Source organism: Pseudomonas laurylsulfativorans, from assembly GCF_002906155.1.
In the GTDB taxonomy this organism is placed as follows: Bacteria; Pseudomonadota; Gammaproteobacteria; order Pseudomonadales; family Pseudomonadaceae; genus Aquipseudomonas; species Aquipseudomonas laurylsulfativorans.
Map to the genome: position 1 here is coordinate 1091914 of NZ_MUJK01000001.1, position 22664 is coordinate 1114577.

Here is a 22664-nt window from a genome sequence, read left to right on the forward strand (position 1 = left end):
GAGCCTGCTCGCGAAAGCGGCGGCACATCCAGCATTGATGTGACTGATGAACCGCTATCGCGAGCAAGCTCGCTCCTACAAGGGGCCCTGTGTTAGCCGTGATATCGAATCAACCCGCCTTGCGCACCACCCCCATATCAATCCCCAAGTGCACCAATTCAGCATGGGAACTGACCTGCAGTTTGCTCTTGAGCAACGTCAGGTGATTGGAAACGGTCTTGCTGCTGATACTCAACTGCTCGGCAATCTGTCGCGCCGGGGTGCCTTTGGCGAGCATCACGAAAATCTCCAGTTCGCGCTGGGTCATGCTGTGCAAGCGTGGATCGCTGGCATCCTGGTGACACGCCAGTTGAGTGGCCAGCGGTTGCTCGATGTAGGCATGGCCGGCGAGCACGCGCCGCACCGCTTCGATCAACACCTGCGGCGCCGAGCATTTGGTCAGGTAGCCTGTTGCCCCGGCGTCCAGCGCCTGACGTACCAGCGGCAGCTCATCATGCATGCTGAAAAACAGTATCCGCAGTTGCGGCAAGCGCTGCCGCAAGCGTCGGGTGGTTTCCAGGCCACTGATGCCCGGCAGGCCGAAATCCATGATCACCAGGTGCGGCACGCTTTCCTGGACCCGGATCAACGCCTCCTCCCCGGTCGCCGCCTCCCGCACCTCCATTGCCGGCAACAGTGCCCGCAACAGGCTGGAGTAGCCCTGACGGACTACCGCGTGATCATCGACCAGCAGGATATTCATGAAGCCTCCAAAGGCATGCTCAAGGCCAGCGCCCAACCGGCGCCGGGGTGGCTGAAGATGCGCAAGTCACCGCCCAGGCTGCGGGCACGTTCGCGCATCGAATGCAGGCCAACGCCGGGACGCTGGGGTGACTCGGCTCCGCGACCGTTATCGCGCACCAGCAGACGCAAGTGCGCGCCGTGGTGTTGCAGGCGAACCCGCACCTGACTGGCGTCGGCATGCCGGGCGATGTTGGTCAGGGCCTCCTGCAGAAAGCGGATGCCCAACTGCTGGGACAGCGTCGGTTGGCGCACGCCGGTCATTTTCTCCAGCTCGCCTACGTTGCGCTCGCCCTGGGTGAGTTGGCACAGGATCAACAGGCGATCCTCATTGGCCAGGGCCTTGAGCAACGCACATGCCTTGGAGGCCGAAGCGCGCAGTTGAGCGACTTCACATTCGGTCAGACTGGATTGCATTTGCAGGATGCCTTCAACGTCACTTAAGCTGTAAACATTATGTTTAAACATATAATGTTGCAACCCATGACTGACTTTTCCCTCCCTGCACAGGTTCGTGTCCATGCCCGCGCTGATTGAAGCTTTCCTCGACCCCGCCTCCTCGACCTACAGCTACGTGGTCTACGAGGTCGATGGCGGGCAGTGTGCGATTGTCGACCCCGTGCTCGATTACGACGGTGCGGCCGGGCGTACCGCGACCACCCAGGCCGACAAAATCGTCGCCTTCGTCCGAACGCACAAACTGCAAGTGCAATGGCTGCTGGAAACCCACGCCCACGCCGATCACCTGTCCGCCGCGCCGTATCTGCGCGGGGAGCTGGGCGGCAAAATCGCCATTGGCGAGTCGATCAGCAAGGTGCAGGACGTGTTCAAGGCGCTGTTCAATCTGGAGCCCGCCTTTCGCGTCGACGGTTCGCAGTTCGATCAGCTCTTCGCCCCCAACGAATCGTTCATGATCGGCAATCTCAAGGCGACCGCCCTGCACGTACCCGGCCATACCCCGGCGGACATGGCCTACCTGATCGACGGTGAGCAGATCCTGGTCGGCGACACCCTGTTCATGCCCGACGTCGGCACCGCTCGCTGCGATTTCCCCGGCGGTAACGCCCACCAATTGTTTGCCTCCATCCACTCATTGCTGGCCTTCCCCGCCAGCGTGAAGCTCTACGTTTGTCACGACTACCCACCGGCCGACCGGTCGGCACAATGCCAGACCACCGTCGGCGAACAACGTAAAAGCAACATTCATGTGCATGACGGAATCGATGAAGCCGCGTTCGTCGAGATGCGTACGCGGCGTGATGCAGGGCTGGGTATGCCGACGCTGTTGCTACCGGCGATCCAGGTGAATGTGCGGGCGGGGAATCTGCCGCCGGCCGAAGACAACGGCGTGACCTACCTTAAAATCCCTCTGAACAAGTTCTGACCTGTAGGAGCGAGCTTGCTCGCGAAAAACGCCAACGATAACGCGGCAAACCTGACGCCCCGCGGTGCCCTCAGGTTTTTCGCGAGCAAGCTCGCTCCTACGGCAACGTCAACCCATTCGCCGGCAACGGCAAAGCCGTCTTGTAGCGCACCTGCTTGAGCGCAAAACTCGACCGAATGTTCGCCACCCCCGGCACCTTGGTCAGAAAGTCCATCATGAAACGCTCCAGCGACTGAATGGTCGGCACCAGCACCCGGATCAGGTAGTCCGGGTCGCCGGCCATCAGGTAGCACTCCATCACCTCGGGGCGATCGGAAATCGCCTCTTCGAAATGTTGCAACGCCTCCTCTACCTGCTTTTCCAGGCTGACGTGAATGAACACGTTCACGTGCAGCCCCAGCAGGTCGGCATCCAGCAGCGTCACTTGCTCGCGAATCACCCCCAGTTCTTCCATGGCCTTGACCCGGTTGAAACACGGGGTCGGCGACAGGTTCACCGAACGCGCCAGGTCGGCGTTGGTGATGCGCGCATTCTCCTGAAGGCTGTTGAGAATGCCGATATCGGTACGGTCCAGTTTGCGCATGAGACAAAACCACCTGTTTTTTTTGTTTATGCAGGTTTTTTATCTGCAAATGATCTTTAGCGCAACGAAACAGAGAGAAATATTCTTCTTGGGCGGGCCTATGATTGTTGTAGGACAAGATTTCTTCTACCGAACGAAATCTGTCAGCTCACTACAAGAAATTCACAAGATCGAGCGTAGAAGCCATGACCCAAGCGTATGAACCGCTGCGCCTGCACGTCCCCGAACCCTCGGGCCGTCCCGGCTGTAAAACCGACTTCTCCTACCTGCATCTGACCGATGCCGGCACGGTGCGCAAACCCCCAATCGACGTTGAACCGGCTGACACGGCTGACCTGGCCCGTGGCCTGATTCGCGTGCTCGACGACCAGGGCAATGCCCTTGGGCCGTGGGCCGAAAACGTGCCGGTTGAGATCCTGCGCAAGGGCATGCGCGCCATGCTCAAGACCCGTATCTATGACAACCGCATGGTGGTCGCCCAGCGTCAGAAAAAAATGTCGTTCTACATGCAGAGCCTTGGCGAAGAAGCCATCGGCAGTGCCCAGGCCCTGGCCTTGAACATCGACGACATGTGTTTCCCGACCTATCGCCAGCAAAGCATCCTGATGGCCCGCGACGTGCCGTTGGTCGACCTGATCTGCCAGCTGCTGTCCAACGAGCGTGATCCGCTCAAGGGACGTCAGTTGCCCATCATGTACTCGGTCAAGGAGTCCGGTTTCTTCACCATCTCCGGCAACCTCGCCACCCAGTTCATCCAGGGCGTGGGCTGGGGCATGGCCTCGGCGATCAAGGGCGACACCAAAATCGCTTCGGCGTGGATCGGCGACGGCGCCACCGCTGAATCGGACTTCCACACCGCCCTGACGTTCGCCCACGTGTACCGCGCGCCGGTGATCCTCAACGTGGTCAACAACCAGTGGGCGATCTCCACCTTCCAGGCGATTGCCGGTGGTGAAGCCACCACCTTCGCCGGTCGTGGCGTCGGTTGCGGCATTGCCTCCCTGCGGGTCGACGGCAACGACTTCTATGCTGTTTATGCCGCTTCCGCCTGGGCCGCCGAACGTGCGCGCCGCGGTCTGGGCCCGACCATGATCGAATGGGTCACCTACCGTGCCGGTCCGCACTCGACCTCCGATGATCCGTCGAAATACCGCCCTGCCGATGACTGGAGCCATTTCCCGCTGGGTGATCCGATCGCGCGCCTCAAGCAGCACCTGATCAAGGTCGGCCAGTGGTCCGAAGAGGAACACGCCGCCGTCAGCGCCGAACTGGAAGCCGAAGTGATCGCCGCACAGAAAGAAGCCGAGCAGTACGGCACTCTCGCCGGCGGCCAGATTCCGAGCGCCGCGACCATGTTCGAAGATGTCTACAAAGAGATGCCGGAGCACTTGAAGCGCCAGCGCCAAGAGTTGGGGATCTGACATGAACGATCACAACAACACTATCGAGCTAAGCACGGAAACCGCCATGACCACGACCACCATGACCATGATCCAGGCCCTGCGCTCGGCCATGGACGTGATGCTTGAACGTGACGACAACGTCGTGGTCTTCGGCCAGGACGTGGGCTACTTCGGCGGCGTGTTCCGCTGCACCGAAGGCCTGCAGAACAAGTACGGCACCTCCCGGGTGTTCGATGCGCCGATTTCCGAGAGCGGCATCGTCGGCGTCGCCGTGGGCATGGGCGCCTACGGTCTGCGGCCGGTGGCCGAGATCCAGTTCGCCGACTACGTGTACCCGGCCTCCGACCAGATCATTTCCGAAGCTGCCCGCCTGCGTTATCGCTCGGCCGGCGAGTTCACCGCCCCGATGACCCTGCGCATGCCTTGTGGCGGCGGCATCTACGGTGGCCAGACCCACAGCCAGAGCATCGAGGCAATGTTCACTCAGGTCTGCGGTTTGCGCACGGTGATGCCGTCCAACCCGTACGACGCCAAGGGCCTGCTGATCGCTTCCATCGAAAACGATGACCCGGTGATCTTCCTTGAGCCCAAGCGCCTGTACAACGGCCCGTTCGACGGCCACCACGACCGCCCGGTAACCCCGTGGTCGAAACACCCCGCCGCGCAGGTTCCGGACGGTTACTACACCGTGCCGCTGGATGTCGCCGCCATTACTCGTCCGGGCAAGGACGTGACCGTGCTGACCTACGGCACCACGGTATACGTCTCGCAAGTCGCCGCTGAAGAAAGCGGCGTCGATGCCGAAGTCATCGACCTGCGCAGTCTGTGGCCGCTGGACCTGGAAACCATCGTCAAATCCGTGAAGAAAACCGGCCGCTGCGTCGTGGTTCACGAAGCCACCCGCACCTGCGGTTTCGGCGCCGAACTGGTGGCGCTGGTGCAAGAGCATTGCTTCCACCACCTGGAAGCGCCGATCGAACGCGTCACCGGTTGGGATACCCCTTACCCGCACGCGCAAGAGTGGGCGTATTTCCCAGGGCCGTCCCGAGTGGGCGCGGCGTTGAAACGGGTCATGGAGGTCTGAATGGGCACGCACGTTATTAAAATGCCGGACATTGGTGAAGGCATTGCAGAAGTTGAATTGTCGGTATGGCACGTCAAGGTCGGCGACATGGTCGTCGAAGATCAGGTGCTGGCCGATGTGATGACGGATAAAGCGATGGTGGATATTCCGTCGCCGGTGCATGGCAAGGTCATCGCCCTTGGTGGCCAGCCAGGTGAAGTCATGGCGGTCGGCAGTGTGCTGATCAGCATTGAAGTCGAAGGTGCGGGCAACGTTAAGGAATCGGCGCAACCGGCTCCTGTGAAAGAAGTACCCGTCGCAGCGCCGAAAGTCGAAGCCGTGATGGAAAGCAAACCGGTTGCCGCCCCGGCACCGAAAGCTGCGGTATGCCAGGGCCCGATGGTCGCTCGTGCAGCCGATGAACGCCCACTGGCCTCCCCGGCCGTGCGCAAGCATGCGCTGGACCTCGGCATCCAGTTGCGTCTGGTCCGTGGCAGCGGTCCGGCCGGCCGCGTGCTGCATGAAGACCTCGACACCTACCTGGCCCAGGGTCAGTCGAATGCATCGACGGTCAGCAGCGGTTACACCCAGCGCACTGATGAACAGCAGATCCCGGTGATCGGCATGCGCCGCAAGATTGCCCAGCGCATGCAGGACGCCACCCAGCGTGCCGCCCACTTCAGCTACGTCGAAGAAATCGACGTCACCGCCGTGGAAGAACTGCGCGCGCACCTCAACGAAAAACACGGCGCGACCCGCGGCAAGCTGACTTTGCTGCCGTTCCTGGTCCGCGCCCTGGTCGTCGCCCTGCGCGACTTCCCGCAGATCAACGCCCGCTACGACGACGAAGCCCAGGTCATCACCCGCCTCGGCGCGGTGCATGTCGGCATCGCCACCCAGGCCGACATCGGTTTGATGGTGCCGGTGGTACGTCACGCCGAAGCCCGCAGCCTGTGGGACAACGCGGCCGAAATCTCCCGTTTGGCCACTGCCGCACGCAATGGCAAGGCCAGCCGCGATGAACTGTCCGGTTCAAGCATCACACTGACCAGCCTCGGCGCCTTGGGCGGCATCGTCAGCACGCCGGTGCTGAACCTGCCGGAAGTGGCGATTGTCGGCGTCAACAAGATCGTCGAACGGCCGATGGTGATCAAAGGCCAGATCGTGATCCGCAAGATGATGAACCTCTCCAGCTCCTTCGATCACCGCGTGGTCGATGGCATGGACGCGGCGCTATTCATCCAGGCCATTCGTGGCTTGCTCGAACAACCCGCTACCTTGTTTGTGGAGTAAGCCATGCAAACTTTGAACACTACGCTGCTGATCATCGGCGGCGGCCCGGGCGGTTATGTGACGGCGATCCGTGCCGGTCAGCTGGGCATCCCGACCATTCTGGTGGAAGGTCAATCGCTGGGCGGCACCTGCCTGAACATCGGCTGCATTCCGTCCAAGGCACTGATTCATGTCGCCGAGCAGTTTCATCAGACCCGGCACCACCATCAGCTTTCGCCCCTGGGCATCAGCGTTTCAGCGCCGACGCTGGACATCACCAAGAGCGTCGAATGGAAAGACGGCATCGTCGATCGCCTGACCACCGGCGTCGCGGCGCTGCTGAAAAAGAACAAGGTCCAGGTCATTCAAGGCTGGGCCAAAGTGGTTGATGGCAAAACCGTGGATGTCGGCGACACGCGCATCCAGTGCGAGCACCTGGTGCTGGCCACCGGTTCGAAAAGCGTGAACCTGCCGATGTTGCCGATTGGCGGGCCGATCATTTCGTCCACCGAAGCCCTGGCGCCGACCTCCGTGCCGAAACGACTGATCGTGGTCGGTGGTGGTTACATCGGCCTGGAGCTGGGCATTGCCTATCGCAAGCTCGGCGCCGAGGTCAGCGTGGTGGAAGCGCAGGAGCGCATCCTGCCGGCCTACGACGCCGAACTGACCCAGCCTGTGCACGACGAACTGAGAAAGCTCGGCGTGAAGCTTTACTTGAAACATAGCGTTCAAGGCTTTGATTCAAAAGAAAATACCTTGCAAGTACTGGCACCGAATGGCGCGACCCTGAACCTGGAAACCGATCAAGTACTGGTGGCCGTTGGTCGCAAGCCGAACACCCAGGGCTGGAACCTCGAAGCGCTGAACCTGGACATGAACGGTTCGTCGATCAAGATCGACCACCGCTGCCAGACCAGCATGCGCAACGTCTATGCCATCGGCGACCTCAGTGGCGAACCGATGCTCGCGCACCGGGCCATGGCCCAGGGCGAGATGGTCGCCGAGCTGATCAGCGGCAAGAGCCGCGAGTTCAACCCGACCGCCATCGCCGCTGTGTGCTTCACCGACCCGGAACTGGTGGTGGTCGGCAAGACCCCGGACGAGGCCAACGCCGCAGGTCTGGACTGCATCGTGTCGAGCTTCCCGTTCGCCGCCAATGGCCGGGCCATGACGCTGGAGTCGAAAAGCGGCTTCGTGCGCGTGGTCGCCCGTCGCGACAATCATGTGATTGTCGGCTGGCAGGCGGTGGGCGTTGGCGTGTCGGAGTTGTCGACCGCGTTCGCGCAAAGCCTGGAAATGGGCGCGCGGCTGGAAGACATCGGCGGCACCATCCATGCACATCCGACGCTGGGTGAGGCGGTGCAGGAAGCGGCGTTGCGGGCGCTAGGTCACGCACTGCACCTGTAGAACGCGACCTGTAGGAGCCGGCTTGCCGGCGATGGCGGTGAATCTGATACACCGTGCCGTCTTGATCGCCGGCAAGCCGGCTCCTACAAGGATCGAAATCCGGGCTGCGAAACTGGCCCGGAATGAAGTATTGTTGTCCCCATCCAAAAAACGTCAGAAGCCTTGAACCGTTTCGGCGGTTGTTAAGTGATAGAGGGTGTCATGGGTAACGAAAGCATCAATTGGGACAAGCTGGGTTTTGACTACATCAAGACCGACAAGCGCTATCTGTCGTACTTTCGCAATGGCGAGTGGGACAAAGGCACCCTGACCGAAGATAACGTGCTGCACATCAGCGAAGGCTCCACTGCCCTTCACTATGGCCAGCAATGCTTCGAAGGCATGAAGGCCTATCGTTGCAAGGACGGTTCGATCAACCTGTTCCGCCCGGACCAGAACGCCCTGCGCATGCAGCGCAGCTGCGCGCGCCTGCTGATGCCGCTGGTCGACACCGAGCAGTTCATCGAAGCCTGCAAGGACGTGGTCCGTGCCAACGAGCGTTTCATTCCGCCGTACGGCACCGGCGGCGCGCTGTACCTGCGCCCGTTCGTGATCGGCGTGGGTGACAACATCGGCGTGCGTACCGCGCCGGAGTTCATCTTCTCGATTTTCTGCATTCCGGTTGGCGCCTACTTCAAGGGCGGCCTGACCCCGCACAACTTCATCATTTCCAGCTATGACCGCGCCGCGCCACAAGGCACCGGTGCCGCCAAGGTCGGTGGCAACTACGCCGCCAGCCTGATGCCGGGCTCCCAGGCCAAGAAGGCGCACTACGCCGACGCCATCTACCTGGACCCGATGACTCACTCGAAAATCGAGGAAGTCGGTTCGGCCAACTTCTTCGGGATCACCCACGACAACAAGTTCGTGACCCCGAAGTCGCCGTCGGTTCTGCCAGGCATCACCCGCCTGTCGCTGATCGAACTGGCGAAATCGCGTCTGGGCATGGAAGTGATCGAAGGCGACGTGTTCATCGACAAGCTGGCGGACTTCAAGGAAGCCGGTGCTTGCGGTACCGCTGCGGTGATCTCGCCGATCGGCGGCATCAGCTACAACGACCACCTGCACGTGTTCCACAGCGAGACCGAAGTCGGCCCGGTCACCCAAAAGCTCTACAAAGAGCTGACTGGTGTGCAAACCGGCGATATCGAAGCGCCAGCGGGCTGGATCGTCAAGGTTTGACCTGACGCCAGACGCACAAAAGCCCCCCATTGAGTGATCGATGGGGGGCTTTTTTGTCTGACCTGGGATTGCCGACCGTCAACAACCAATGGACCAATACCGCTGCTCCGGGATTGACCTGCGGTTTGATCGACGATCAGCCCAACTGCCCAACCCGTTCAGCATCCGGCCAGGACAACGCCGCCGCGAGCAATGTGCTGTTCGTCATGACCAGCGGCACACCCGGCCGGTATGCCTATAGGAAAACGCTCAGGCTTGCCGGTCAATCCTCCCGCGTCAGCACTTCCAGCAATTCAATTTCGAAGATCAGGTTCGAATTCGGCGTGATCTTGCCCATGGTGCGTTCGCCGTAAGCCAGGTGCGCCGGCACCAGCAACTTGCGCTTGCCACCGACCTGCATGCCAACGATGCCCTGGTCCCAGCCCTTGATGACCCGCCCGGTGCCGATCACGCACTGGAAAGGTTTGCCACGGCTGTAGGAAGAATCGAATTCAGTCCCGTCTTCCAGCCAGCCACGGTACTGGGTGGTGATCAGTGCGCCTTTTACAGCGGCTTTTCCGTCACCCGGCTGTAGATCGATTACCTGAAGCTCGTCATTCATTGAATTCACTCGTATGCTCACTCGCCCTCAAGGGCCTGATGGGCGCCGTTTTCCCAGATTTTCCCGCGATTGGCAACCATTGACGTCTCCACGCGCGGCGTTTAAAGCTGTTTGCTGAACTAAAATCATCAACTATTACCCGTACGGTTCAACGCCCTGATGGCCATCCCTGAATGATCATGCTCTGGACCAGCGTCATCCTAGGTTCAATAGCGCTCACCCTGATCGTCGTGTTGATCTGGCGCGAACGCTCGCTGCAAAAGCAACTGGCGCACTACCGCGAGATCCTGAACAACCTGTCCGAAGGCCGGAACATCCACCAGGATGGCGATGCCGAGCGCTTCAAGCGCAGCCAGTATTTCGCTCGCATCGGCACGTGGGATTGGGATGTCGACACCGACCGGTTGTACTGGTCAGATGCCATTTTCGGCATGTTCGGCTTCAAGATCGGCGAAGTTACCCCCTCTTATGCCCTGTTCTGCTCCTGCGTGCATCCGGACGACCGGCTCAAGGTTCGCGCCGGCGAATTGCGTTGCCTGGAAACCGGCGAAAACCATGATGAGGAATACCGCGTGGTCTGGCCCGACGGCACGATCCGCTGGCTGCGCGAAACCGGCAACGTGGTCAAGAACGACCATGACGAAACGATCAAGATGATGGGCGTGGTACGCGACATCACCGAAGAAAAGGCCTCGGCCAGCTACCTCAAGCACCTGGCCCATTTCGACCCGCTGACCGGCCTGCCAAATCGCCTGGTGCTCGAAGAGCGTCTGTCCGAAGCGCTGGAGCTGGCGCGCGCCAGTGCCACGCGGGTGGCGCTGGTGTTTGTCGATCTCAATGGCTTCAAGGCCATCAATGACCGCTATGGTCATGCGGCCGGCGACCGCGTGCTGGTCACTACCGCCACACGGCTCAAGCGCATTCTGCGCGGCACCGACACCGTCGCCCGGATCGGTGGCGACGAATTCGTGGTCATCCTCCAGGACTTGCCCCAAGGCAAAAGCCTGCAGGACGAAGCGCGCACCATCTGCCAGAAAATCTTCGTCGAGCTCTCCCCGCCCGTCACCATCGGCAACGACCAGCGCCATATCGGCACCAGCCTGGGCGTCGCGGTGTTCCCCGATCACGCACCGAGCATCGACCGCCTGCTGCACATTGCCGACCTGGCGATGTATGAGGCCAAGCGCAGCGGGAACAATCAGTATCGCTTGGGCACCGAGAGCGGGGTGCGGGCGCATGGCCAGTAGCACTTCGTCAGAGAGTGCCCATCGCGAACAGGCTCGCGCCCACAGTGATTTTTTCCGTACACGAAGTTTGCATACGACCAGAAACATTGTGGGAGCGAGCCCGCGAAGGCGGCGGCCCAACTGTAAAGATCTAACTGACAACCCACGGTAGATCTTCGGTGAGCCCAGCCTTTATCCTTGGCGCCCCCGCCGCGCCAAGTTCTGGAGTTTCATCCATGCCCCATGAAGGCAACCTGCTACAAGCCGCTGTCGTATTTCTGCTGGCGGCCGTGCTCATCGTTCCACTGGCCAAGCGCCTGCAACTGGGGGCGGTGCTGGGCTACCTGTTCGCCGGAGTGATCATCGGCCCATCGGTGCTGGGCCTGATCGACAACCCGCAAAGCGTCGCGAACATTTCCGAACTCGGCGTGGTGTTGCTGCTGTTCATCATCGGCCTGGAACTGTCGCCGCGCCGCCTGTGGGTGATGCGCAAATCCGTGTTCGGCGTGGGTCTGGCGCAAGTGTTGCTCACTGGCACGGTGATTGGCGTGGTGGCGTTGTGGGGCTTTGGCCAGCCGCTGAACACCGCGGTCGTTCTGGGCCTGGGCCTGGCGCTGTCGTCCACGGCATTCGGCCTGCAAAGCCTGGCTGAACGCAAGGAACTGACCAGCCCCCACGGGCGGCTGGCGTTCGCGATCCTGTTGTTTCAGGACATCGCCGCGATCCCGTTGATCGCCATGGTGCCGTTGCTGGCCGGTGGCGATCACAGCACCACCGCCAGTGAAGACCTGAACCACGTCTTGCAGGTGTTGTTCAGCATCGCGGTGGTGGTGATCGGCGGACGTTATCTGCTGCGACCGGTGTTTCGCGTGGTGACCAAAGCCGCGTTGCCGGAGGTCTCCACCGCCACGGCGTTGCTGGTAGTGATCGGCACCGCATGGTTGATGGAGCTGGCCGGTATTTCCATGGCCCTGGGCGCCTTCCTCGCCGGCCTGCTGCTGGCGGACTCCGAGTATCGCCACGAACTGGAAGCCCAGATCGAACCGTTCAAAGGTCTGTTGCTGGGGCTGTTTTTCATCAGCGTCGGCATGGGCGCGAACCTGAGCCTGCTGCTGAGCACGCCGTTCGCGGTGCTGGGCCTGACTCTGCTGCTGATCGCAATCAAACTGCCGATGCTGTTTATTGTCGGTCGCCTGGCCGGCGGCTTGAAGACGGTCAGCGCGATCCGCCTGGGTATCGTGCTGGCGGCCGGCGGTGAATTTGCCTTCGTGGTGTTCAAGATCGGTCGCGATCACGGGCTGTTCGCGGCAGAACTGCATGACCTGCTGGTGCTGACCATCACCCTGTCCATGGCCGTGACGCCGGCGTTGCTGCTGGTTTGCGCACGCTTGGACAGCCCGAAAGTGCAACCGGTTGAAGTGCCGGAGAAGTTCCGCGAAATCGATACCGACGCGCCACGGGTGGTGATCGCCGGCATGGGCCGCATGGGCCAGATCGTTGCGCGGATTCTGCGCGCGCAGAACATCAAGTTCGTGGCCCTCGACACCTCGGTGGAAACCATCGAACTGTCCCGCAGTTTTGGTGGCGTGCCGGTGTTCTACGGCGACCCGATGCGCCCGGAAATCCTCAACGCGGCCAAGGTCGGGGAAGCCGAGTATTTCGTGATCGCCACCGACGACCCGGACACCAACATCAAGACCGCCGAGCTGGTGCGCAAGCTCTATCCGCACATGAAGATCATCGCCCGTGCCCGCAACCGCCAACATGTGCATCGACTGATGGACGTTGGCGCCCACGCCGTGCGCGAGACCTTTTATTCGAGCCTGGAAATGAGCCGGCAAACCCTGATCGGGCTGGGATTGACCCAGGCCCAGGCGGATGCTCGGATCAAGCGCTTCAAGCAACACGACGAAGAGGTGCTCGAGGCCCAGCACGCGGTGTATGACGACGCGGTGAAAGTAATGCAGACGGCGCAGGAAGCGCGGGTCGAATTGGCCAGGTTGTTTGAGTCGGATCAACTGCAGGAGCAAGCGAGCAAAAATTGAGGTGAATTTGAGGGCCCCATCGCCGGCAAGCCGGCTCCTACAAATTCACCGCAATCCTGTGGGAGCGGGCTTGCCCGCGATGAACGATGACGCGGTGCATTGGATAAACAATCATTTCAAAGGAAGCACAATGGCTGACCAACCTGCCCCCGCCCTCAAGGAAATCTTCAACGCCGAGCGCCTCCAGCACATCGCCACTGAAATGACCGTGGTCTATCCGTCATTCGAGGCCAAACGCTTCCTGGCGCTGGCCCAAACCGGCCTGGCGGACCTCAGCGTCATGCAGCGCATGGCCCGGGTCAGCGAGTGCCTGCACGCGGTGCTGCCGCTGGACTACGAGGCGTCGCTGGAAGTGCTGTGCGCCCTCGCCCCGCGCCTGAACAGCGGTTTCGTCAGCATGTGCCTGCCGCACTACGTCGCCAGCTACGGCACCCATGCGTTCGACTCGTCGATGGACGCGCTGAAGTACTTCACCACCTTCGGCTCCTCGGAGTTCGCGATCCGCCATTTTCTGCGCAGCGACCTCGAGCGTTCGCTCAAACTGATGCACGACTGGTCGCTGGATGACAACGAGCACGTTCGGCGCCTGGCCAGTGAAGGCTGCCGACCACGCCTGCCCTGGTCATTCCGGCTGGAGACCGTTCAGGCCGATCCGACACTCGCCGCGAAAATCCTCGACAACCTCAAGGCCGACACCAGCCTGTACGTGCGCAAATCCGTGGCCAACCACCTCAACGACATCACCAAGGATCACCCCGACTGGGTGCTGGACCTGATCGAAGGCTGGTCGCTGGACAACAGGCACAGCGCATGGATTGCCAGACACGCCCTGCGCAGCCTGATCAAACAGGGCAACCAGCGGGCACTGGCGATTATCGGCGCAGGCGGCAAGCCTGAAGTCGAGGTCGTTGATGTGAAAGTCGAACCGCCGGTGATTGGCCTGGGAGAAAAAATCACCCTGTCATTTACCGTCAAATCCACCGTTGAAAGCAGCCAGCGCCTGGTGATCGACTACGCCATCGATTACGTCAAGGCCAATGGCAGCACCTCGGCGAAGGTGTTCAAGCTCAAGGCACTGACACTGCCCGGCAACGCTTTCGAAGTCGTCAGCCGTGGGCAGCAGATCAAGGAGCTCACCACCCGCAAGCATTACGCGGGGCGCCATGCGGTGCATATCATGGTCAATGGCGAACGGCTGGCCAGTACACAGTTCGATATAGTCTGATCACGCCGCTATCCCCTGTAGGAGCTGGCTTGCCAGCGATGGCGGCCACACATTCACCACCGCATCGCCGGCAAGCCGGCTCCTACAGGCGATTGCGGCCCAGCAGCAGCTCTTGCTCCCGCTCACACAACTCCACCACGTAATCCCACAACACCCGCAGCCGCACCGACTTGTGCAGCTCGCGGCGGGTGCTGATCCAGTAGCTGCGCTGGATGCTTTCGTCCGGCAGCAGCGGCACCAGGGCCGGGTCGGCGCTGGCCATGTAGCACGGCAGCACGGCAATCCCCAGGCCTGAGCGCGCCGCCTGTTGCTGGGCGATCACGCTGGTGCTGTGAAACACCACCTGCGGGTTGCGGCAGAAGCTGTTGAGGAACATCAGTTCCTGGCTGAACAGCAGGTCATCGACGTAACCGATCCAGGCGTGGCGCCCCAGGTCCTCGCGACTGCGCAACGGCGGCGAACGGTCAAGGTAGTCCTGGCTGGCGTACAGCGCCAGGCGATAGTCGGTGAGTTTGCGGGTGACCAGCATGTCGGCGGCCGGGCGCTCCAGGTGGATGCTGATTTCCGCCTCGCGGTTGAGGATGCTGACAAAACGCGGCACCGCCACCAGTTCCACTTCCAGCCCCGGATAACGTTCGAACAAGCCGTTCATGCGGCTGGCGAGGAACATGATGCCCAGGCCTTCGGTCACCCCGACGCGGATCTTGCCCAGCGGCGCGGTGGACTGGGTGATTTCCTCCTGGGCCAGCAGCGCCACGTTCTCCATCGCCTCGGCGTGTTTAAGCAGCGCCTCGCCGGCCGGAGTCATCTCGTATCCCTGGGCATGCTGAACGAACAACGCCGTTCCAAGGCTCTTTTCGATGGCCTCGATGTGCCGCGCCACGGTGGCATGGGTGGTGTTCAGGCGGCGGGCAGCCGTGAGCAAACGCCCGCTGCGCTGCAACTCGAGAAAAAACCGCAGGTCATTCCAGTCGAACATGAATCGTCCTTGTTCGTTGCTGTACGGGATGCTGTTTAAAAACGCACAGCGGCTGCGCAAAAACTAACATTCTTTTGACGAAAGCTAACAACTAGGATGACAGACAACAAGAACAACAAAATGAGGTCAGGGATGCAGGCTTCCCTAGATGAATACGATTACATCGTGGTCGGGGCCGGACCGGCCGGGTGTCTGCTGGCCAATCGACTGTCGGCCAACCCGCAACATCGCGTGTTGCTGCTCGAAGCCGGTGGCCGCGACAACTATGCGTGGATTCACATCCCCGTGGGTTACCTGTTCTGCATCGGCAACCCGCGCACCGACTGGTGCTTCAAGACACAAGCACAACCCGGCCTGCAAGGTCGCGCCCTGAGCTATCCGCGCGGCAAGGTGCTGGGCGGCTGCTCCTCCATCAACGGCATGATCTACATGCGCGGCCAGGCCGCTGACTACGACCGCTGGGCCGCCGACGGCAACCCTGGCTGGAGCTGGCAGGATGTGTTGCCGCTGTTTAAACAGAGTGAAAACCACTTTGCCGGTGCCGCCGAATTTCACGGCGCCGCGGGCGAATGGCGGGTCGAACGCCAGCGCCTGTCATGGCCGATTCTCGACGCCTTTCGCAGTGCCGCCGAACAAAGCGGCATCGCCAGCATCGATGACTTCAACCAGGGCGACAACGAAGGTTGCGGCTACTTCCAGGTCAATCAGAAGGCCGGCATCCGCTGGAACGCGGCCAAGGCGTTTCTCAAACCGATTCGCCAGCGTGCCAATCTCACCGTGCTGACCGGTGTCGAAGTCGACCGCGTGTTGCTGGACAATGGTCGCGCCTCAGCGGTCAGCGCCCGCTGGCAAGGCCAGGCGAAATCCTTCAAGGCGCGCAAGGAAATCATCCTCTGCGCAGGCTCAGTGGGTTCGCCGGGCATCCTGCAACGTTCCGGCATCGGCCCGCGTCCGTTGCTGGAGCGATTGGGCATCGGCGTCGCCCATGAGCTGCCCGGTGTGGGTGGCAACCTGCAGGATCACCTGCAATTGCGGCTGATCTACAAGCTGGAAAATGCCCGCACCCTGAACCAGATTGCTGGCAGCCTGTGGGGCAAGATGGGCATGGGCCTGCGTTATCTGTATGACCGCAGCGGCCCGCTGTCCATGGCGCCGAGCCAGTTGGGCGCCTTTGCCCGCTCGGGGCCGGAACAGACCTGCGCCAATCTCGAATATCACGTACAGCCGCTGTCACTGGAGCGCTTTGGCGAACCGCTGCATGCGTTCCCGGCGTTCACCGCATCGGTCTGTGATTTGCGTCCGCACAGCCGTGGCCGGGTGGATATCCGCTCGGCTGACCCGCAAGAAGCACCGCTGATCCAGCCCAACTACCTCAGCCACCCCGAAGACCTGCGAGTCGCCGCCGACGCCATTCGCCTGACCCGGCGCATCGTGGCCGCCCCGGCCCTGCGCGCCTTCAATCCGGTGGAATACCTGCCCGGCGACAGCCTGCAAAGCGAGGAACAACTGCACGAAGCCGCCGCACGGATCGGCACGACGATTTTCCATCCGGTGGGCACCTGCCGCATGGGCAACGACGCCGACGCCGTGGTCGATGCGCAACTCAAGGTCCACGGCATCCCCGGCCTGCGCATTGCCGATGCCTCGATCATGCCGCGCATCACCTCGGGCAACACCTGCTCGCCGACGCTGATGATTGCCGAGAAGGCGGCGCAGATGATTCTCAACCCCGTCACCTGGAGTCACACCGAACCAAAGGAGCTGGTCACACTCCCATGAGCTACACACGGACACTGTAGGAGCGAGCTCGCTCGCGATGGTCGTCAACGATAACGCTGCAAACCTGACACCCACGCGCGCTCTCGGGTTCATCGCCAGCGAGCTCGCTCCTACTGGTAACGCGTACACCCGATACATCGACAGAAGCGGCACCAGCCCACAAGGCCGGCGCCGACAGTGGAACAACAAAAACAATCACTGTGAGGGATACCGGTATGTCAGAAAACGTTCAAACCCTGGAAGCCGTGCGCAGCGCGGGCACCAGCCAGGAAACCCAGAAAGTCATCTTCGCCTCGTCCCTCGGGACAGTCTTCGAGTGGTATGACTTTTTCCTCTATGGCGCCCTCGCGGCGGTGATCAGCAAGCAGTTTTTCGCCGGGGTCAACGACACCACGGCGTTCATCTTCGCGCTGATGGCCTTCGCCGCCGGCTTCATCGTCCGGCCTTTCGGCGCGCTGGTGTTCGGGCGGTTGGGGGACATGATCGGGCGCAAGTACACCTTCCTCGCCACCATCGTCCTCATGGGCCTGGCGACGTTCTGCGTCGGGCTGCTGCCGACCTACGCCAGCATCGGCATCGCCGCGCCGATCATCCTGGTGGTGCTGCGCATGCTCCAGGGCCTGGCCCTGGGCGGTGAATACGGCGGCGCCGCAACCTACGTCGCCGAGCACGCGCCCATGGGCAAGCGCGGCTTCCACACCAGCTGGATTCAATCCACTGCGACCCTGGGCCTGCTGCTGTCGCTGCTGGTGGTGCTGGGTTGCCGCTACTTCACCGGCGACCAGTTCGAAGTCTGGGGCTGGCGCATTCCGTTCCTGTTTTCCATCGTGCTGCTGGGCATCTCGACCTGGATTCGCCTGAGCCTGCACGAGTCGCCGGCTTTCGTGAAAATGAAAGAAGAAGGCAAGCTGTGCAAACAGCCGATTCGCGACTCTTTCGGCAAATGGGAAAACCTCAAGGTGGTGCTGATCGCCCTGTTCAGCATCAATGCCGGGCAAGCGGTGACCTTCTACGCCGCGCAATTCTACGTGCTGTTTTTCCTCACCCAGTTCCTGAAAATGGACCCGGCGGTGGCCAACGGTTTGCTGATTGTCAGCGTGACCATTGGCGCCCCGTTCTTCATTTTCTTCGGATGGTTGTCGGACAAGGTTGGGCGCAAACCTGTGTTGATGCTTGGCCTGCTGCTGGCCACCGCGCTGTACTTCCCGATCTTCAAGACCCTGGCCCACTACGCCAACCCGGCCATCGACCAGGCCAGCCGCCAGGCACCGATCACCGTGATGGCCGACCCGGCCACCTGCACCTTCCAGTTCGACCCGGTGGGCAAGGCGAAATTTGACAGCCCATGCGACAAGGTCAAGACCTTCCTGGTCAAGCAGGGCCTGCCGTACCAGAGCGCAGCGGCCCCGGCCGGCAGCGGCGTACAGGTGAGTGTCGGTGACGTGAAGATCGATGGTTTCGACGAAGCCGCCTTGCGCGGCGCGGTGACCCTCGCCGGTTACCCGCAACAGGCGGACATGCAGCAGATCAACAAACCGATGATCGTCGCGCTGATCGTCGCACTGATCATCATCTCCGCGATGTGCTACGGCCCGCTGGCGGCGTTGATGGTCGAACTGTTCCCGACCCGCATCCGCTACACCTCGATGTCCCTGCCCTACCACATCGGCAATGGCTGGTTCGGCGGCTTCCTGCCGACGGTGTCATTTGCCTTGGTGGTGTACACCGGGGACATCTTCTACGGGCTGTGGTATCCGGTGGTGATCACTGGGGTGAGCCTGGTGGTGGGGATGATATGTCTGCGTGAGACGCGCAACGTAGACCTCGACAAGAACTGAAGCCATTGCTCGCGACGAGGGAGTGGGTCCCTCGTCGCGGCGATCAACATCAAACCTCGGCATCAAGCAGTTCGAACTTCACCTGATCCGGATAGAACGCCAAATACCCGCGGATTTGCTCCACCGACACCTTGGGGTCCTCATAACTCCACACTGCGTTGGCGCTTTCATGCCCCGGCACCTGCAAACTGAAATAACTGGCATCGCCCTTGTAGGGGCAATAACTAGTGTGGTCGGTGCGTGCATAATATTTTTCGTCGATATCCTCTCGCGGCACGTAGTACACCGGTGGGTAATTGGCCTCCAGCAATATCAGGGCCCGCGCCGAGGCGGCCACTTGAATACCGTGAAATTTCACCAGCAGGCAGCCAGGCTGCTCGGCGATAGTGATGACAGGACTAGGACCGGAGCTTTTCATGGAAAACGTTCCTCATGACGGTGATGGACCTGCAAATCGATGATGATGTGGGGTGGCTTGCCCGCGATGGGCTGCGCAGCAGCCCCAAAACCTGAGACCACGATTCATCAGGTATAACCCAAGTTTCGCCCTCGTGATTGCTTCGCAGCCGAACGGAGCCAAGCCGGAGTATGCCCTCGGCACGACACACAAAACTGTACATCCATACAGATAAAGATTGCCCCATCGCCCATCAACCGCCATTCTGTGCAGCTCTGGCACATTGATCGACGATGGTGGTTATGCGGCTGTACCTTTGTGAAAAACCTTCCCAGGCCAAAGACATTGCGACAGTACTCGGCGCCAGGCGCCGGGGCGATGGCTGCTGGCTGGGAACAGACGTCACGGTGACCTGGTGCATCGGCCACCTGCTGGAAACCGCGCCACCGGATGCGTACGACGCACGCTACAAGCGCTGGGTGCTGGCCGACCTGCCGATCATTCCGGAAAAATGGAAAATGACCGTCAAGCCGCGCACTGCCAGCCAGTACAAGGCGGTCAAGCGCCTGCTCGGTGAAGCGTCCGAACTGATCATCGCCACGGACGCCGACCGCGAGGGCGAGATGATCGCCCGGGAACTGGTGGAGCATTGCCGATACCGCGGGCCGATCCGCCGGTTGTGGTTGTCGGCGCTGGACGATGCGTCAATCCGCAAGGCCCTCGCGGCACTCAAACCGGGCAACGAAACCTTCAGCCTCTATCACTCGGCCCTGGGTCGCTCCCGGGCGGACTGGCTGATCGGCATGAACATGAGTCGGCTGTTCACCTTGCTGGGGCGCCAGTCTGGCTATCAAGGCGTGTTACCGGTGGGCCGGGTGCAAACGCCGACCTTGCGCCTGGTGGTGGATCGCGATCGCAGCATTGCCGACTTTGTACCCGTTCCCTATTGGGCTATCGATGTGCAACTGCTGCACAACGGCACCGCGTTCACCGCGCAGTGGCGCGCGGCATCCGAGGTTTGTGACGATCAGGACCGCTGCCTGAATCAGGCGCTGGCACAACAAGCAGCTGAGGCCATGCGCGGCGCGACCAGTGCACGGGTGATCAAGCTACGTACCGAACGGATGCGCGAAGTGGCCCCGCTGCCGTTCGATCTGGGCACCCTGCAGGAGGTCTGCTCGAAGAAACTCGGCCTCGGCGCCCAGGAAACCCTCGACATTGCCCAGGCGCTGTACGAAACCTACAAGGTCATCACTTATCCGCGCAGCGATTGCGGCTATTTGCCCCTCAGCCAGCATAGCGAGGCGCCGGCCATTCTGGCGGCGTTGCGCCAGGCCGATCCGGCGTTGAACGTCTTGCACGACCACCTGGAGCCGCAACGCCGCTCACGGGCCTGGAACGATGCCAAGGTCAGTGCTCACCACGGCATCATCCCCACCGCCGCGGCGAAGAATCTCGACAAGCTGGCGGGCAAACAGCGCGCGGTTTATACCCTGATCCGCGCCCGATATCTGGCGCAGTTCCTGCCCAATCACGAATACGATCGCACCCAGGCCGATTTCGATTGCGCCGGCCAAGCCCTGCGCGCTGTCGGCAAGCAGATCATCGAACCGGGCTGGAAACGCGCCCTGCCCGAGGCACTTGCTCCGGCCAAGGGGCGCGAAGCTCCCGCACCGCAGACACTGCCCAACCTGGTCGAGGGCATCGAATGCGCAGTGGCGGGCGTGCAACTCAAGGACCTTTGGACGCAACCGCCGAAACCGTTCACCGAAGGCGATCTGATCAAGGCCATGAAGAACGTCGCCAAACTGGTGGAAGACCCGCTGCTCAAGCAAAAGCTCAAGGACACCACGGGCATCGGCACCGAAGCGACCCGCGCATCGATCATCCAGGGCCTGCTCGACCGTGGTTATCTGGTCAAGAACGGCAAGGCCCTGGCCGCTACACCGGCTGCATTCAGCCTGATCGATGCCGTGCCACGGGCCATCGCCGATCCGGGCACCACGGCGATCTGGGAGCAGGCCCTGGACATGGTGCAAAGCGGGGAAATGAGCCTGGAAGAGTTCGTCACCAAACAGGCGGCGTGGATGAGCAAGCAGGTCAGTCGCTGTGCCGGGCTGAGCCTGTCCATCAGCGGTCCGCCGCCCACCGGCAGCGCCGCAGCCCCCTGGAAGAAAAAGCGCAAAGGTACTGCGCGCAAACCAGCGAGCGGCACCCGGCGCAAGGCAAAACCGGCAAGCAACGCTCAAACCTGACACCGAACCTTGTGGCGAGGGGGCTTGCCCCCGTTCGGTCGCGAAGCAGCCGTAAATCCTGACAGCTCGGTATGCCTGAAGGAATCAGGGGCCGCTTCGCAGCCCAACGGGGGCAAGCCCCCTCGCCACAGATTACTTGTCGCCAACCATAATGAATGGTGTCCCCGTCCCGGCGTATCTGGAGCCAACCCTTATGTCTTCGATTGAACTGCACGCCGCGCAACGCGATGAGCTGGATACCATCGAGAACCTGATGCAGTTCTACACCTACGATTTCAGCGAATGGTTGCCGCTGAAACTGGGCGAATACGGTTTGTTCAACATCCTGCCCATGCCCGACTACTGGCGACACCCGGCCACCCGCCCCTTCCTGATCAAGGTCGACGCAGAACTGGCCGGCTTCGTGACGGTGGATAACCGGACACACCTACCCGGTGCCGACTACAACATCGGCTATCTGTTTGTCAGCCGACGCTTTCGTGGCCAGGGTGTCGCGCGATTTGTCGTATCCACCCTCTTGAGCCGGTTCCCCGGTCAATGGCAGATTTTCCATATCGACGCGAACCAGCCGGCACGACTGTTCTGGGCCGCCGTGATGCCGGGGCTCGACATTGGCGGGCTCACCTTGCACCAGCAGATGGTTGACCGTCATCCCTGCACGTTTTACCGCTTTGAGTGTCCGTCTTTCTCGTCCTGACCGACACGTCCTCGACTCCACGCCCTAATTCCCAACAGCTTTGTCCGACAATATGTAGTGACTGAAAATATTCACTACAAAACCGTTGACGCCTCCGATTTGCCCTTGCATGATGCAGACGTCTCCCCGATCGGGAGTACAGGCAACACGTTTGAGCAAGCTCGTCTGACCGCCGAGCTGTTTTTCCCGGATACACGCTGCCCACAAGGCAGATTGAAGAAGCTGACCTGGCCTGAACGTCCAGTACAAGGGCGAGAAGTCTTGGCGAGCAATCCTCATGAAGCTTGTGGCCGACCCTGAAAACGTCGGCAGTGGCCTTAAGGTTTTCGCCGCTTCTCTTCGTTGTGACGCTATTGCGTAGCAGTTATTCAACACGACTACATGCAACAGACGCAGGACCCCGCCCGATAAGGCGGCCGAACGCTGACGTCCTGGTTTCGGTGCCAGGGATCAACTAACCGATGGGCTACCTGTATTAGCGAATCAACTTTGAAAGATCACCAATTGGT

19 protein-coding genes and 1 pseudogene are annotated in these 22664 nt (G+C 61.3%); 14 read left to right on the forward strand and 6 right to left on the reverse strand.

Annotated features, from left to right (window positions below; translation table 11 throughout):
• Positions 1-109: 109 nt before the first annotated feature.
• Together B0D71_RS04810 and B0D71_RS32265 are read right to left on the reverse strand one after the other, a co-directional pair.
• The gene (locus B0D71_RS04810; RefSeq protein WP_103393719.1) at positions 110-742 is read right to left on the reverse strand and encodes a response regulator; all 633 of its coding nucleotides are present in this window, start codon (positions 740-742) and stop codon (positions 110-112) included.
• Positions 739-1302, reverse strand: a complete 564-nt coding sequence (locus B0D71_RS32265; protein ID WP_420825120.1) for an ATP-binding protein — start codon at positions 1300-1302, stop codon at positions 739-741. Before B0D71_RS32265 ends, B0D71_RS04810 begins: the two co-directional genes overlap by 4 nt.
• Here B0D71_RS32265 and B0D71_RS04825 point away from each other — a divergent pair.
• On the forward strand, positions 1301-2164 hold the full coding sequence (locus tag B0D71_RS04825) for an MBL fold metallo-hydrolase (protein WP_103393720.1): 864 nt from the start codon (positions 1301-1303) through the stop codon (positions 2162-2164). The two genes, B0D71_RS32265 and B0D71_RS04825, sit on opposite strands and share 2 nt — an antisense overlap.
• A gap of 15 nt (positions 2165-2179) precedes the next feature.
• Positions 2180-2266, forward strand: a pseudogene (locus B0D71_RS31705) (outer membrane lipoprotein carrier protein LolA); the annotation flags it as partial.
• On the opposite strand, the gene bkdR reads toward B0D71_RS31705, so the two are convergent.
• Positions 2262-2747 carry a Bkd operon transcriptional regulator BkdR gene (bkdR, locus tag B0D71_RS04830; RefSeq protein ID WP_095944115.1) on the reverse strand — a complete coding sequence of 162 codons (486 nt, stop codon included), beginning with the start codon at positions 2745-2747 and terminating at the stop codon, positions 2262-2264. The pseudogene B0D71_RS31705 and the gene bkdR sit on opposite strands and share 5 nt — an antisense overlap.
• A 185-nt stretch (positions 2748-2932) precedes the next feature.
• On the opposite strand from bkdR, the gene B0D71_RS04835 reads away from it, so the two are divergent.
• The 5 genes from B0D71_RS04835 (at position 2933) to B0D71_RS04855 (ending at position 9113) form a co-directional block, all read left to right on the forward strand.
• The gene (locus B0D71_RS04835) at positions 2933-4168 is read left to right on the forward strand and encodes a 3-methyl-2-oxobutanoate dehydrogenase (2-methylpropanoyl-transferring) subunit alpha (protein WP_103393721.1); all 1236 of its coding nucleotides are present in this window, start codon (positions 2933-2935) and stop codon (positions 4166-4168) included.
• A 1-nt stretch (position 4169) separates the two neighbouring features.
• Positions 4170-5234 carry an alpha-ketoacid dehydrogenase subunit beta gene (locus tag B0D71_RS04840; protein ID WP_103393722.1) on the forward strand — a complete coding sequence of 355 codons (1065 nt, stop codon included), beginning with the start codon at positions 4170-4172 and terminating at the stop codon, positions 5232-5234.
• Positions 5235-6506: a dihydrolipoamide acetyltransferase family protein gene (locus tag B0D71_RS04845; protein ID WP_103393723.1), complete on the forward strand. Its 1272-nt coding sequence runs from the start codon at positions 5235-5237 to the stop codon at positions 6504-6506.
• A gap of 3 nt (positions 6507-6509) precedes the next feature.
• On the forward strand, positions 6510-7892 hold the full coding sequence (gene lpdA, locus B0D71_RS04850; protein WP_103393724.1) for a dihydrolipoyl dehydrogenase: 1383 nt from the start codon (positions 6510-6512) through the stop codon (positions 7890-7892).
• Positions 7893-8093: 201 nt separating this feature from the next.
• Positions 8094-9113, forward strand: a complete 1020-nt coding sequence (locus B0D71_RS04855; protein ID WP_103393725.1) for a branched-chain amino acid aminotransferase — start codon at positions 8094-8096, stop codon at positions 9111-9113.
• 262 nt (positions 9114-9375) lie between these two features.
• On the opposite strand, the gene B0D71_RS04860 is transcribed toward B0D71_RS04855, so the two are convergent.
• Positions 9376-9714, reverse strand: coding sequence for an FKBP-type peptidyl-prolyl cis-trans isomerase (locus B0D71_RS04860; RefSeq protein WP_103393726.1), 339 nt, complete (start codon positions 9712-9714; stop codon positions 9376-9378).
• A gap of 173 nt (positions 9715-9887) precedes the next feature.
• Between B0D71_RS04860 and B0D71_RS04865 the strand changes: the two genes are divergently transcribed.
• From B0D71_RS04865 to B0D71_RS04875, 3 genes are all read left to right on the forward strand, one after another.
• On the forward strand, positions 9888-10961 hold the full coding sequence (locus tag B0D71_RS04865; RefSeq protein WP_103393727.1) for a sensor domain-containing diguanylate cyclase: 1074 nt from the start codon (positions 9888-9890) through the stop codon (positions 10959-10961).
• Positions 10962-11176: 215 nt separating this feature from the next.
• Positions 11177-12985 carry a monovalent cation:proton antiporter-2 (CPA2) family protein gene (locus tag B0D71_RS04870; protein ID WP_103393728.1) on the forward strand — a complete coding sequence of 603 codons (1809 nt, stop codon included), beginning with the start codon at positions 11177-11179 and terminating at the stop codon, positions 12983-12985.
• A 130-nt stretch (positions 12986-13115) separates the two neighbouring features.
• Complete coding sequence (locus B0D71_RS04875; RefSeq protein WP_103393729.1) at positions 13116-14210, forward strand: DNA alkylation repair protein; 1095 nt, start codon at positions 13116-13118, stop codon at positions 14208-14210.
• 82 nt (positions 14211-14292) lie between these two features.
• On the opposite strand, the gene B0D71_RS04880 is transcribed toward B0D71_RS04875, so the two are convergent.
• On the reverse strand, positions 14293-15189 hold the full coding sequence (locus B0D71_RS04880) for a LysR family transcriptional regulator (protein ID WP_103393730.1): 897 nt from the start codon (positions 15187-15189) through the stop codon (positions 14293-14295).
• A gap of 132 nt (positions 15190-15321) precedes the next feature.
• On the opposite strand from B0D71_RS04880, the gene B0D71_RS04885 reads away from it, so the two are divergent.
• Together B0D71_RS04885 and B0D71_RS04895 are read left to right on the forward strand one after the other, a co-directional pair.
• Complete coding sequence (locus B0D71_RS04885; RefSeq protein WP_103393731.1) at positions 15322-16968, forward strand: GMC family oxidoreductase; 1647 nt, start codon at positions 15322-15324, stop codon at positions 16966-16968.
• 215 nt (positions 16969-17183) lie between these two features.
• Positions 17184-18806 (forward strand): MFS transporter, encoded by a 1623-nt coding sequence (locus B0D71_RS04895; RefSeq protein ID WP_103393733.1) that lies wholly within the window; start codon positions 17184-17186, stop codon positions 18804-18806.
• A 49-nt stretch (positions 18807-18855) separates the two neighbouring features.
• Here the strand turns inward: B0D71_RS04895 and B0D71_RS04900 are convergent, their stop codons facing one another.
• Positions 18856-19224: a DUF427 domain-containing protein gene (locus B0D71_RS04900; protein ID WP_103393734.1), complete on the reverse strand. Its 369-nt coding sequence runs from the start codon at positions 19222-19224 to the stop codon at positions 18856-18858.
• Between the two features lie 281 nt (positions 19225-19505).
• Between B0D71_RS04900 and B0D71_RS04905 the strand changes: the two genes are divergently transcribed.
• Complete coding sequence (locus B0D71_RS04905) at positions 19506-21458, forward strand: DNA topoisomerase III (protein ID WP_240635667.1); 1953 nt, start codon at positions 19506-19508, stop codon at positions 21456-21458.
• A 193-nt stretch (positions 21459-21651) separates the two neighbouring features.
• Entirely contained in the window at positions 21652-22155 is a 504-nt protein-coding gene (locus tag B0D71_RS04915) for a GNAT family N-acetyltransferase (RefSeq protein WP_103393737.1), read from the forward strand.
• Positions 22156-22664 lie beyond the last annotated feature (509 nt).